We start from the raw sequence: 12,893 nt of genomic DNA on the forward strand, positions 1-12,893 counted from the left end.
GGCCCAGCGGGCAGACGGTGCGTGAGGCCGCGAGACGAGGGGGACCAGCATGTCGCAGGAGCAGGGCGGGAGCGAGCAGGGTGAGGGTCGGCACGACCCCGCCCACGAGCCCGACACCAGCGAGCGGCTGTACACGACCGAGGAGCTCGCCGACTACGGCGCCCGGCTCGAGGCGGAGCCGACGCCGTCCGGCCGGCCGGTGACGGGCGACCCCCTCACCGACCCGATGGTCGGGGGCTCCCCGAGCCCCGGTCGACCCGCGGAGGAGGCGCGCCCGGGTCCGGTGCCCGACCCGAACGCCCCCGGCCCCGCCCGCCCGGTCGAGGGCGGCGGCGCGGAGCAGACCCGCATCGCCGCCGCACCCTCGGCCCAGCAGGCCCCGCCCGCGTGGCCGCAGCAGCCGCAGCAGCAGCAGCAGACATCACCGGGCTGGAGCCCGGGTCCCGCCTCGCCGCAGGGATGGGGCCAGCCGGCCCAGCAACAGGCCCAGCAACAGGCCCAGCAGCCGGCCCAGCAGCCGGCCCAGCAGCCGGGACGTCGGCAGGGCCCGCCGCCCGGCTGGCAGCAGCAGCCCGGCCCCCTGCCGGAGGCGCCAGGCCCCCAGCAGGGTCCGGAGGGTGAGCCGCGTCGCTTCATGACGGCCACCGACTTCCTCGACCGGCGCGCGGACGTCGTGGAGTACGGCCCCGCCACGTGGGGCTGGCGCGGCCGGGTGCGTCGCTGGTCGGGCGGCCTGGTCTCGCCCCAGATGGGTCCGGCGGAGATGGTCCACGAGGACTACCGCCGGGTCATCCAGAAGGACTTCGACGGCCCGCGCACCATCGCCTTCCTGAACCCGAAGGGCGGCGCGGCCAAGACGACGGGGGTGCTGGCCGCCGGCTACACGTTCGGCACCGTCCGCGGCGGCACGGTGGTCGCGTGGGACAACAACGAGACCCGCGGCACGCTGGGGATCCGCGCGATGCGCAGCACGCACCGCAACACCACCCGCGAGCTGCTGGAGGACCTCGAGAAGTTCAGCGACGTCTACCAGTCGCGCATCGGTGACCTCGGGGCGTTCGTGCGGGCGCAGGGCGACGCGCACTTCGACGTCCTCGCCTCCGACGAGCGGCCGGACGTGACGGGCACGATCCGTGCGAAGGACTTCACCGCCGTCCACCAGCTGCTCGAACGGTTCTACCGGGTCATCCTCGTCGACACCGGCAACAACATGCGCGCCGAGAACTGGCTCGCCGCCGCCGAGGCCGCCGACCTGCTCGTCGTGACCAGCACGGTCCGTGAGGACACCGGCTACAGCGGCCTGTGGATGCTCGACGCCCTGCAGGACGCCGGCTACCAGGACCTCAAGCACCGCACGATCACGGTGCTGTCCGACCCCAGCCCCAGCGTCGACGCCACGCTGGCCCACGACCTCATGCAGGTCTACGAGCAGCGCACCCGCGAGGTCTACCGGGTGCCCTACGACCCGTCGCTGGTCTCCGGCTCGGAGATCCCCTACGCCCAGCTGTCGCGGAGCACCCGCGACTCCTGGCTCCGCGCCTGCGCGGGCATGGCCTCGGCCCTGTGACCGCGAGCCGCCTGACCCGTCCGGTGGTCGAGGCGGTGTCCTGAGCCTGTCGACGGGAGCCAGGTCGGCCACGGCCTGGCCAGGGACCCCTCGGGACGGCAGGCCTCACAGGGTGCTGCGGACCTCCCACAGGAGCGGGTAGTAGCGGAGGTCGAGGCGGCCGCGCAGGTAGGCCGCGCCGCTGGAGCCGCCCGTGCCGGACTTGGCGCCGATCATCCGCTCGACCATCACGACGTGGCGGGCGCGCCAGCCGGCCGCGAGCTCGTCGTGCTGGAGCAGGGCCTCCGACAGCGCCCAGGCGGCGCCGTACCGGTTGCGGTCGTGCGCCAGGGAGCGGATCGAGGACAGCACCGCTTCGTCGTCGTCGGTGGGCAGGTCGGCGGCGCGCAGGACGTCCAGGAACGCGTCCCACAGCGTCGGCTCCGACAGCCGCCGCTCGAGCCGCGACTCCTCCTCGGCGGTGAGCCCGCGGAAGCGGCGCAGGTAGCCCGGGTCCTGCGCGCCCGAGAGGAACTCCAGCTCGCGGAACTGCACGGACTGGAACCCGCTCGCCGGGGCCAGGCGCTGGCGGAAGGTCGCGAAGTCCTGCGGCGTCATCGTCTCGAGGACGTCGACCTGCTCGACCAGCACGCGCTCGATGACGTGCACCCGCCCGAGCAGGTGCTGGGCGCGCCACAGCTCGCCGGACGTCATCGCGGCCCGGACCGCCTCCAGCTCGTGCAGCAGCTGCTGGAACCACAGCTCGTAGACCTGGTGGATCGTGATGAACAGCAGCTCGTCGTGCGCCGGCGGGTCCGACTCGAGGTGCTGGGCGTCGAGCAGGTCGGGCAGGCGCAGGTAGCTGCCGTAGGTCAGCTGCGCCCCCTGCTCGCCGAACGAGACGAACGAATCGGTGCCGGGGTCCACGGGCACCACCCAACCAGAACCGGCATGCTGGCGACCATGAGCGAGGAGACCCGATGAGCAGCCCCCAGGACGGCGCCGACGACGGCGCAGCGACGCAGGTGGACCTCGTGGTCCTGGGCGCGGGCCCGGGCGGCGAGTCGCTCGCCTCCGGGGCCGCCGCGACCGGTCTCGAGGTCGTCGTGGTCGACCGTCACCTCGTCGGCGGCGAGTGCCCCTACTACGGCTGCATCCCCTCCAAGATGATGCTGCGCGCGGCCGACGCCCTCGCCGAGGCCGGCCGGGTGTCGGAGCTCGCGGGCGAGGTGAGCGTCAGCCCGTCCTGGGCGCCCGTGCACGCCCGCGTCCGCGACGAGGCGACAGCCGACTGGGACGACACCGTCGCCGTCGACCGCCTCACCGACGCCGGCGCGACCGTGTACCACGGCATCGGGCGCCTGACCGGCACCGGGACGGTCGCGGTCGAGCTCCCCGACGGCTCCGCCGGCCCGACGTTCGAGGCGCGCCGTGGCGTCGTGCTCAACGTCGGCACCCGCCCCGCCGCGCCGCCCGTGGAGGGCCTCGCGGACACGCCGTACTGGACCAACCGGGACGCAGTCCGCGCCGACCACGTGCCCGGCAGCCTGGTCGTCCTCGGTGGTGGCCCGATCGGGTGCGAGCTCGCCCAGACCTTCGCCCGCTTCGGCAGCCGGGTCACGGTCGTGCAGCACGGCGACCGCCTGCTCGCCGGCGACGAGCCCGAGGCCGGCCGGCTGCTGGAGGAGGTCTTCGTCGCCGAGGGCATCCGCGTGATGACCGGCGCCGAGGTGACGCGGGCGTCCTACGCCGACGGCACCTTCACCCTGTCCCTGGACGACGGCGAGGAGCTCGTCGCCGACCAGCTGCTCGTCGCCGCCGGGCGCACCCCCAACCTCGACGACCTGGGCCTCGAGACCATCGGCCTCGACCCGTCCGCGCGCACCCTGGAGACGGACGAGCGGATGCGGGCCGGGGAGCGGCTGTGGGCCATCGGCGACATCACCGGCAAGGGTGCGTACACGCACGTGTCGATGTACCAGGCCGCGGTCGCCCTGGCCGACGTCACCGGCGCGGAGCACCACCCGGCCGAGTACCACGCCGTGCCGCACGCGACCTTCACCGACCCCGAGGTCGGCGGCGTCGGGATGACCGAGCAGGCCGCCCGTGACGCCGGGCTCACCGTCCGGGTCGGGGTGACGCCGCTGGAGGCGTCGTCCCGCGGGTTCACCCACGGCCCGGGGGCCAGGGGAGTGATCAAGGTCGTCGAGGACGCCGACGCCGGGGTCCTCGTCGGGGCCACGGCCGCCGGGCCGTCCGGCGGGGAGATCCTGGGCCTGCTGGCGCTCGCCGTCCACGCCCGGGTCCCGACCGCGACGCTGCGCTCGATGATCTACGCCTACCCGACCTTCCACCGGGCCGTCGAGTCCGCCCTCGACGAGCTCGGGTGAGGCGCCCGTGACCGCCGCCGCCGACGCCCGGGCCACGGCCCGGCAGGCGCGGAACTCCGACTGGGTCGACCGCGCCGCCCGCCTCGGGCTCGTGCTGTACGGCGTCGTCCACCTCGTGATCGCCGCCCTCGCGGTGCAGCTCGCCCTCGGTGACCGCTCCGAGGCGCCCAGCGGCTCGGGCGCCATGGAGGCGGTGGCCGAGCAGCTCTTCGGCCGCGCGGCGCTGTGGCTCATCGCGTTCGGGATGCTGCTGCTGGTCGTGTGGAGCGCCATCGAGCTCGTCGCCGGCCACCGCGGCGAGGACGGCGCCGAGCTGTGGCGGCACCGGGCGACGGACGTGGGCAAGGCGTCCGGCTGGGTCGTCCTCGGCATCACCGCGGCGACCACGGCGACGGGGCCGCTGCGCAGCAACGGCGGCGGGGGCGGCGAGGAGGCCCTCACCGCCCGGATCATGAACCTGCCCGGCGGTCAGCTCCTGGTCGGCCTGGTCGCGCTGGTGATCCTGGCGGTCGCGGCGGACCACGTGCGCAAGGGCGTCTCCGGCAAGCACGCCGAGAAGCTGGCGACCGAGGGACGCACCGGGGACGCCGGCCGCGCGTACCTGCTGGTCGGCAAGGTCGGCTACATCGGCAAGGGCATCGCGATCGGCCTGGTCGGGGTCCTGTTCGCGGTCGCCGCCGCGACCCACGAGTCCGGGCAGTCGGGCGGCCTGGACGACGGCCTGGCCAGCCTCCTGGACCTGCCGTACGGCCCGTGGCTGCTCCTCGCGGTGGCGCTCGGCATCGGGTGCTTCGGCCTGTTCTGCTTCGCGCGGGCCCGGCACCTCTCGCGGTAGGGGTAGGGTCACCCGCGCACAGACGTCCTTTAAGTCACCGTCCCGTGAGGCGGGGAAGGAGGTCGGGGTGGCCGGAGTGGTCGGAGTCCCCACCGAGCTCGACGAGCACGGCCGCGCCGTCATGGACGCCCGCGACGTGTCCCGGGCGCTGACCCGGATCGCGCACGAGATCCTCGAGCGCAACCGCGGCGCCACCGACCTGGTGCTGCTCGGGCTGCCCACGCGCGGCGTCCCGCTCGCGCGTCGCATCGCGCAGCGGATCGAGGCGGTGGAGGGCGCCCCGGTCGCCACCGGGTCCCTCGACGTGACCCTCTACCGCGACGACCTGCGCCGCCAGCCCACCCGCGGCGTGCACCACACCGAGGTGCCCCCCGGCGGCGTCGACGGCAAGGTCGTCGTGCTCGTGGACGACGTCCTGTTCTCGGGGCGCACGGTCCGCGCGGCCCTCGACGCGCTCGCCGACCTCGGCCGGCCGGCCGCCGTCCGGCTCGCGGTGCTCGTCGACCGCGGCCACCGCGAGCTGCCGATCCGCGCCGACCACGTCGGCAAGAACCTCCCGAGCGCCCTCGCCGAGCGGGTCGGCTGCCGGCTCGAGGAGACCGACGGCCGCGACGAGGTGCTGATCGGATGAGGCGACACCTGCTGAGCGTGGACGACCTGACCACCGACGACGTCGCCGTGCTGTTCGCCACCGCCGCGGAGATGCACGACGTCCAGCGGCGGGCGGTGAAGAAGCTGCCCGCCCTGCGGGGCCGCACCGTCATCAACCTGTTCTTCGAGGACTCCACCCGGACGCGATCCAGCTTCGAGATCGCGGGCAAGTGGCTCTCGGCGGACACCATCAACATCACGGGCAAGGGGTCCTCCGCGTCGAAGGGCGAGAGCCTGCGCGACACCGTGCTCACGATCGCGGCGATGGGGGTCGACGCGCTCGTCGTCCGCCACGGGGCGAGCGGCGCCGCGCAGCGGATCAGCGAGTGGGTGGACGCGTCGGTCGTGAACGCCGGCGACGGCACCCACGAGCACCCGACCCAGGCGCTGCTCGACGCCTACACGCTGACCCGCCGCCTCGGTGACCTGGCGGACCGGCACGTCGTCCTGGTCGGCGACCTCACCCACAGCCGGGTGTTCCGCAGCAACGTCCGGTTGCTGACCCGGCTCGGCGCCCGCGTCACCGTCGTCGCGCCGCCCACCCTGATGCCGTCGGGCGTCGAGGCCTGGGCGAAGCAGGACGGGTTCGCCACCTCCTGGGACCTGGACGCCGCGCTGCCCCACGCGGACGCGGTGATGATGCTGCGGGTCCAGCGCGAGCGCATGAGCGGCGGGTTCTTCCCGACCGCGCGGGAGTACACCGTCGGCTACGGCCTGACCCGTGACCGCCTCGCCCTGCTCGGCGACGAGGTGCCCGTGCTGCACCCCGGCCCCATGAACCGGGGCCTCGAGATCGCCGCGGACGCCGCGGACGCCGCCCAGTCAATGGTCCTCGACCAGGTCTCGGCCGGCGTCGCCGTCCGCATGTCCGTGCTCTACCACCTGCTCGCTGGGGAGGAACCCGCGTGAGTGAGACGACCGACCGGCCGCTCCTGGTGCGCGGTGCGACGCTGCCGGACGGCACCCGCGGCGACCTGCTGCTGGCCGAGCGGCTCGTGCGTGCGACCGGGTCCGGCGTCGACGCCGGTGCGCCCGGGGACGCCGAGGTGCTCGACGCCGACGGCCTGGTCGCCCTGCCCGGGCTGGTGGACCTCCACACCCACCTGCGCGAGCCCGGCCGCGAGGACGCCGAGACGGTCGCCACCGGCTCGCGGGCCGCGGCGGCGGGGGGCTACACCGCCGTCCTGGCGATGGCCAACACCTCGCCGGTCACCGACACCGCCGAGGCCGCGGAGCGCGTGCTCGACCTCGGGCGCGCCGCGGGGCTCGTCGACGTCCAGCCGGTCGGGGCCGTGACCCATGGCCTGGAGGGCCAGCAGCTCGCCGAGCTGGGGCTGATGGCGCGGTCGCGGGCCGCCGTCCGGGTGTTCTCGGACGACGGGCGCTGCGTCGCCGACGCCCGGGTGATGCGACGGGCCCTGGAGTACGTCAAGGCGTTCGGCGGCGTGGTCGCCCAGCACGCCCAGGACCCCACCCTCGCCGGGCCCGACGCCTGCTGCCACGAGGGCGAGACCTCGGGGCGGCTCGGGCTGCCCGGCTGGCCCGGCGTCGCCGAGGAGACGATCGTCGCCCGGGACGTCATGCTCGCCCGCCACACCGGCTCGCGGGTGCACGTGTGCCACGTCTCGACCGCCGGCACGGTCGAGGTGCTCCGCTGGGCCAAGGCGCAGGGGCTGCCGGTCACCGCCGAGGTCACCCCCCACCACCTGCTGCTCACCACCGACGAGCTCGCCGGCTACGACCCGACGTACAAGGTCAACCCGCCGCTGCGCCCCGCCGAGGACGTCGCCGCCCTGCGGGCCGCCCTGGCCGACGGGACCATCGACGCCGTCGCCACCGACCATGCCCCCCACGCGCGGCACGACAAGGAGCACGCGTTCACCGACGCCGCGTTCGGCATGGTCGGGCTCGAGACGGCCCTGGCGGTCGTGTCGACCGTGATGGTGGCCGGTGCCGAGGGAGGCCCGTTCGGGTGGGACGACGTCGCCCGGGTGATGTCCGCCAACCCGGCCCGCATCGCCGGCCTGGCCGGCCAGGGCCGTCCGCTGGCCGTGGGGGAGCCGGCGAACGTCGTGCTCGTCGACCCGTCGGCGCGGGTCAGGGTCGACCGGGACGCGACGTACTCGCTGTCGCGCAACAACCCCTGGCACGGGCGCGAGCTCGTCGGTCGGGTGCGGGCGACCGTGCTGCGGGGCCGGGTCACCCACGCGGTCTGACCGCGGCCCGACGGTCGGGGACGACCCCGGTCGGGTCAGGGGCGCACGAAGTCCAGCCCGTTGACGTAGGCGTCGTACTGCGACAGGTGCCCGCCGGTGGACGGGACGCGGAAGCGGGAGAAGACGGCACCGGCCTCCGGGTCGACGGTGACGAGCCGGACCGGGTTGGCGTCGGGGGAGTGGAAGGCGCCGAGGAACGACGCGACCCGGTTGCCGTGCACCCCGGTGTCCGTGCGGTACGCCGCGGCGCCGGTGTGGCCCGAGAAGACGAGTTTGATGTTGGCGTGCTGCGAGACCAGCTGCTGCCACAGCTGCTGCGGGCTGGTGTCGCCGTACTCGGCGGACGTGGCGATGGAGCCGTCGTCCGCGAGGTAGCTGTGGGTGGCGATGACGACGTTGCGTCGCGGGTGCTGGGCGACGACGCGGTTGGCCCAGGCCACCACCTCGGCGCGGGGCCACGGCTCGAGGCTCAGCACCATCCACCGCAGCCCGCCGGCGTCGAAGCGCCGGTAGGCGTTGGCGATCGAGTCCGCCTCGAAGCGCCCGGCGAAGCCCCGCGCGAACGCCTCGTCGGTCTCGTCGGTCCGTCGGAGCAGCGCGGCGTCGGTGCACGCGGCGGCGAACCGCTGCGTGCACTCGGGGTTCTGCACGTAGGGCAACCGGCCGTAGCCACCCTGCCCGTCCCACCCGTGCCGGCGGCTGTCGTGGTTGCCGAGCGCGAGCTGCCACGGGACGCCCGCGGCGCCCAGCACCTGCATGGCCGCCTTGGCCCGCGACAGCTGCTCGGGCGCCGCCCAGCCCCAGTTCGCCACGTCACCGGTGTGCAGCACGAAGCGCAGGTCGTCGGCGGCGGCACGGTCGGCCAGCCAGCGGGTGCGCTGGGCGAAGCGGCCGTCGTCGGCGCGGACCACCTCGTCCTGGGTGTCGGGGATGACGGCGAGGGTGAAGCGCGGGTCGTCCTCGGGGTCGGCGGCGACTCCGGGCGTGGCGGAGCCGAGCAGGAGGCCGAGGGCGAGGGTGGGGACGGCCAGGACGGCCGCGAGGCGGGGGAGGGCCATGACCCCACTGTCTCAGCGGCCATCGACGCCGCGGGAGGGGGTCTCGGCGCCGGCGCGGTCCGGTGCAGCCATGGCCACCAAGTCGATCAGATGACTACACTTTGGTCATGGCACGACGCCGCGGCCCTGACTTCTTCCTGATCGGCGCCCCGAAGGCGGGCACGAGCGCGCTGCACAAGGCGCTGGAGCAGCACCCCGGGCTGTTCCTGTCCCGCCCGAAGGAGCCGAAGTACTACATGTGCGGCGACTCGCCGCCGCCGGCGTACAAGGGCCCGGGCGACGCCCACAGCAACCAGGAGTGGGTCTGGCAGCGCGAGCGCTACCTCGCCCTGTTCGACGGCGCCCCCGAGGGCGCGCTGCGCGGTGAGAGCACGCCGTTCTACCTGTACAACCGCGACGCGCGGCGCCGCATCGCCGCGGACAACCCCGACGCGAAGCTCGTCGCCGTGCTCCGGGACCCGGTCGACCGGGCGTACTCCAACTGGATGCACCTGTGGATGGACGGGCTCGAGCCCCGGTGCGACGTCGTCGAGGCCGTGAAGCGCGAGCAGTGGCGCATCGACCAGGGCTGGGCGCCGTTCTGGCACTACTCGTCGCTGGGCATGTACGGCCGGCAGCTGGCGGACCTGTACGACCACGTCCCCGCGGACCAGGTGCTCCTGCTCCGCTACAAGGAGCTGGTCGCCTCGCCCGGACCGACCCTGCGACGGGTCTTCGACTTCCTCGGCGTCCCGCCCGTCGAGATCGAGACCATCCCTGCCGACAACTCGCGACCCTTCGTCGAGGACGGTCTGCGCACGAGGCTCCTGGGCCCCGTCATCCGCGCCGGGGCGTGGGCGGGCCAGTTCGCACCGCCGCAGGCGTGGCGCAGGGCCAGCAGCCCGCTGGTCCGTCAGCTCCAGCGCAGCGGCGAGGGCGGTCGCCCCAGCCTCACGCCCGAGCAGCGCTCGCTCCTCCTCGAGCCGCACCGCGAGGACATCGCGCTGCTGACCGAGCTGACCGGGCAGGACTTCTCCGAGTGGCTGCTGCACCGCGACGGCGGGTCGTTCGCCACCCGCCAGGCGGAGGAGCAGCAGCGGGTCGGCCAGGCCGGCTGAGCCCGGCCGGGTCCGCCCCGCGCCGGGGCCTCACCAGCCGGTGAGGATCCCCGTCACCAGGTCGTGCGCGCCGTCCGGGCGTGCGATCTCCGCGTAGCAGCGCAGGCGGCCGTCGGGCAGCCGGACCGTCGCCGCGTACCGCCAGGCGCCGTCGGAGTCCTGGGAGGCCAGCGGCTGCGTCGTCCGGCTCGTCAGCGCCGAGGCCGGGCCGGCACCGGGCTCCCCGGTCGCGACCCCGCAGCGCTCGTGCCAGTTGTCCTCCTTGCGGGGGCGCCCGTCGTACAGGACGACGAGGGGGTCGAGCGACACCACCGCGGTGACCCGGGCACCCCGCGCGTCCCACATGCCGGACCGCGGGGAGAGGACGGTGCCGTGCCGCGTCCAGGCCAGGCCGTCGGAGCTCGAGTGGTACGACGTCGACATGCGGTCCTCCTCCCCGGTGTCGGTGAGGGGGTGGTCGCACGACCAGAGGTGCCAGCCGCCGGCGTCGTCCACCGCGACGACGGGGTCCTTGACGCCGACGGTCTCGTCACCGGGCAGGGTCACGGTGCGGCGCCCCCGGGGCAGCTCCTCGACGGTGTCGGCGTCGAGGGCCTCCACCCACCAGTGCTTCGAGCCGGGGGTGGCGCACGACAGGTAGAGGCGCCAGCCGCCGTCCGGACGCCGCAGCACGACGGGACGCTCGAAGGACTCCGCCCCGAACTCGTCCCGCTCGACCTCGCACACGGTCTCGAAGGCGACGCCGTCCGGCGACGCCGCGACGACGACCGCGACCCCGCGGCCCTCCGTGAGCGGGCGGCGGACGCGGTAGGTGAGGTAGGTCACGCCGTCGACGAGGACGGCGGACGCGGCCCCGCTCCAGTTGCCGGGGCCCGCGTCGGGCGCGGGGACGACCACGCGCGGCTCGTCGAGGAAGGGCAGGCCCAGGTCGAGGACGGTCATGGCCGAAGTGTAGTGAAACGGTCAGGAATGGGTGGGTCGCCGCGCTGGTAGGGTCGCGCCGACCGACATCCTTTAACTGGCCGTCCCGTGAGGCGGAGAAGGAGGTACGGCGTGGTCTCGCCTGCGATCCTCGTGCTCGAGGACGGACGCACGTTCACCGGGGAGTCCTACGGCGCCGAGGGGGAGACCTTCGGCGAGGCCGTGTTCTCGACCGGCATGACCGGCTACCAGGAGACGCTCACCGACCCGAGCTACCACCGGCAGGTCGTCGTCATGACGGCCCCGCACGTGGGCAACACCGGCGTCAACGACGAGGACCCGGAGTCGCGTCGCATCTGGGTCGCGGGGTACGTCGTCCGCGATCCCGCGCGCCGCCCGTCGTCCTGGCGTGCGAACGCCTCGCTCGACGACGCCCTGCGCGAGCAGGGGGTGGTGGGCATCTCCGGGGTCGACACCCGGGCGCTCACCCGCCACCTGCGCGAGCGCGGCGCCATGCGCGTGGGCATCTCCTCGACGACCACCGACGCCGCCGCGCTCCTGGAGCGCGTGCAGGCGTCGGCGCCGATGGCCGGCGCCGAGCTGGCGGGGGGGGGGTCCACCCCCGCCCACTAAGGCGACCCCCCCGAGGGCCCCCCCCCCCCCGGCGGCCCGCTGTGGGCCCCCCCCCCCCCCCCCCGGGCCCCCCCCCCCCCCCCCCCAGCGGGGGTCGAGCCCGAAGAGGCTTCTCTCGCCCGTGACGACGCTCACCACTAGCGTGAAGCCATGACCACCGCCCCGGTACGCAGCCGCAGCCGCAAGAAGGTCCTGGCGATCGTCCTGGCCGGGGGAGAGGGCAAGCGGCTGATGCCGCTCACCGCCGACAGAGCGAAGCCGGCGGTGCCGTTCGGCGGCATCTACCGCCTCATCGACTTCGCGCTCAGCAACGTCGTGAACTCCGGCTACCTGCAGGTCGTCGTGCTGACGCAGTACAAGTCCCACAGCCTCGACCGCCACGTCACCACGACCTGGCGGATGTCGACGCTGCTCGGCAACTACGTCACGCCCGTGCCGGCCCAGCAGCGCGTGGGCAAGCGCTGGTACCTCGGCTCCGCCGACGCGATCTACCAGTCCCTGAACCTGCTGAACGACGAGAAGCCCGACATCGTCGTCGTGGTCGGCGCCGACCACGTCTACCGCATGGACTTCTCGCAGATGGTCGACGCGCACATCGAGTCCGGGGCCGCCGCGACGGTCGCCGCGATCCGCCAGCCGATCGGCATCGCCGACCAGTTCGGCGTCATCGACGTCGACCCGTCCTCGCCGTCCCGCATCCGTGCGTTCCTCGAGAAGCCGACGGACCCGGTCGGCCTGCCCGACGCCCCCCACGAGGTGCTGGCGTCGATGGGCAACTACGTCTTCGACGCCGACGCGCTGCGGGAGGCCGTCGTCCGGGACGCCGACGACGACTCCAAGCACGACATGGGCGGCGACATCATCCCGGCGTTCGTCGAGCAGAACGCCGCCGGCGTCTACGACTTCAAGGACAACGACGTCCCCGGTGCGAACGACCGCGACCGCGGCTACTGGCGCGACGTGGGGACGATGGGCTCCTACTACGCCGCCCACATGGACCTCGTCGCCCACCTGCCGGTGTTCAACCTCTACAACCACGAGTGGCCGATCTACACCGACTACGGCCCGCTGCCCCCGGCGAAGCTGACCGAGGGCCCGGGGATGGCGCCGACCACGACGTTCAACTCGATCCTCTCCCCGGGCGTGCTCGTCACCGGCGGCTCCGTGCGCGACTCGGTGCTCTCGCCGTCGGTGCGCGTCGACTCCGAGGCGAAGATCGACGGCGCCGTCCTGCTCAACGGCGTCCACGTGGGGGAGGGCGCGGTGATCAAGAACGCGATCCTCGACAAGAACGTCGTCGTCCCTCCCGGCGCCCAGATCGGCGTCGACCCCGAGGCCGACCGCGCCCGCGGCTTCACCGTCGAGGACGGCCTCACCGTCCTCGCCAAGGACCAGGTCATCGAGTGACCCCGCCACCACCGACGGTCAAGCTTGTCGAGACCCCGAGCGCCATCCCTGTCACCGCCGGTTGAGGTGTGCCGAGCGCCAGCGAGGCGCCTCGAAACCCGGTGACCCCGCACGACGACCTGACGGACCCAGGACCAGG

11 protein-coding genes and 1 pseudogene are annotated in these 12,893 nt (G+C 74.2%); 9 read left to right on the plus strand and 3 right to left on the minus strand.

The features are described 5' to 3' along the window. Positions 1–49: 49 nt before the first annotated feature. Complete coding sequence (locus tag MJ876_RS12820; protein WP_240236692.1) at positions 50–1,567, plus strand: hypothetical protein; 1,518 nt, start codon at positions 50–52, stop codon at positions 1,565–1,567. 105 nt (positions 1,568–1,672) lie between these two features. On the opposite strand, the gene MJ876_RS12825 is transcribed toward MJ876_RS12820, so the two are convergent. Continuing rightward, entirely contained in the window at positions 1,673–2,473 is an 801-nt protein-coding gene (locus MJ876_RS12825) for a tryptophan 2,3-dioxygenase (protein WP_240236693.1), read from the minus strand. Positions 2,474–2,526: 53 nt separating this feature from the next. Between MJ876_RS12825 and MJ876_RS12830 the strand changes: the two genes are divergently transcribed. From MJ876_RS12830 to MJ876_RS12850, 5 genes are all read left to right on the plus strand, one after another. Beyond that, positions 2,527–3,936: an NAD(P)/FAD-dependent oxidoreductase gene (locus tag MJ876_RS12830; RefSeq protein WP_240236694.1), complete on the plus strand. Its 1,410-nt coding sequence runs from the start codon at positions 2,527–2,529 to the stop codon at positions 3,934–3,936. A 7-nt stretch (positions 3,937–3,943) separates the two neighbouring features. Then, a complete protein-coding gene (locus MJ876_RS12835) occupies positions 3,944–4,771 on the plus strand; it encodes a DUF1206 domain-containing protein (RefSeq protein WP_240236695.1) in 828 nt (275 codons plus the stop codon). Between the two features lie 76 nt (positions 4,772–4,847). Next, on the plus strand, positions 4,848–5,402 hold the full coding sequence (gene pyrR, locus MJ876_RS12840; RefSeq protein WP_374202475.1) for a bifunctional pyr operon transcriptional regulator/uracil phosphoribosyltransferase PyrR: 555 nt from the start codon (positions 4,848–4,850) through the stop codon (positions 5,400–5,402). After that, entirely contained in the window at positions 5,399–6,331 is a 933-nt protein-coding gene (locus tag MJ876_RS12845) for an aspartate carbamoyltransferase catalytic subunit (RefSeq protein ID WP_240236696.1), read from the plus strand. The genes pyrR and MJ876_RS12845 overlap by 4 nt, the downstream gene beginning before the upstream one ends. Then, a complete protein-coding gene (locus MJ876_RS12850) occupies positions 6,328–7,638 on the plus strand; it encodes a dihydroorotase (RefSeq protein ID WP_240236697.1) in 1,311 nt (436 codons plus the stop codon). Before MJ876_RS12845 ends, MJ876_RS12850 begins: the two co-directional genes overlap by 4 nt. Before the next feature lie 35 nt (positions 7,639–7,673). Here the strand turns inward: MJ876_RS12850 and MJ876_RS12855 are convergent, their stop codons facing one another. Then, a complete protein-coding gene (locus MJ876_RS12855; protein WP_240236698.1) occupies positions 7,674–8,696 on the minus strand; it encodes a metallophosphoesterase in 1,023 nt (340 codons plus the stop codon). Between the two features lie 107 nt (positions 8,697–8,803). Between MJ876_RS12855 and MJ876_RS12860 the strand changes: the two genes are divergently transcribed. Beyond that, positions 8,804–9,793: a sulfotransferase gene (locus MJ876_RS12860; protein WP_240236699.1), complete on the plus strand. Its 990-nt coding sequence runs from the start codon at positions 8,804–8,806 to the stop codon at positions 9,791–9,793. A gap of 30 nt (positions 9,794–9,823) precedes the next feature. Here the strand turns inward: MJ876_RS12860 and MJ876_RS12865 are convergent, their stop codons facing one another. Continuing rightward, positions 9,824–10,735 (minus strand): hypothetical protein, encoded by a 912-nt coding sequence (locus MJ876_RS12865; protein ID WP_240236700.1) that lies wholly within the window; start codon positions 10,733–10,735, stop codon positions 9,824–9,826. Positions 10,736–10,846: 111 nt separating this feature from the next. On the opposite strand from MJ876_RS12865, the pseudogene MJ876_RS12870 reads away from it, so the two are divergent. Together MJ876_RS12870 and glgC are read left to right on the plus strand one after the other, a co-directional pair. Continuing rightward, positions 10,847–11,335, plus strand: a pseudogene (locus tag MJ876_RS12870) (carbamoyl-phosphate synthase domain-containing protein); the annotation flags it as partial. A gap of 162 nt (positions 11,336–11,497) precedes the next feature. After that, on the plus strand, positions 11,498–12,754 hold the full coding sequence (gene glgC, locus MJ876_RS12875) for a glucose-1-phosphate adenylyltransferase (RefSeq protein ID WP_240236701.1): 1,257 nt from the start codon (positions 11,498–11,500) through the stop codon (positions 12,752–12,754). Positions 12,755–12,893 lie beyond the last annotated feature (139 nt).

Source organism: Nocardioides sp. CFH 31398 (assembly GCF_022436705.1).
In the GTDB taxonomy this organism is placed as follows: Bacteria; Actinomycetota; Actinomycetes; order Propionibacteriales; family Nocardioidaceae; genus Nocardioides.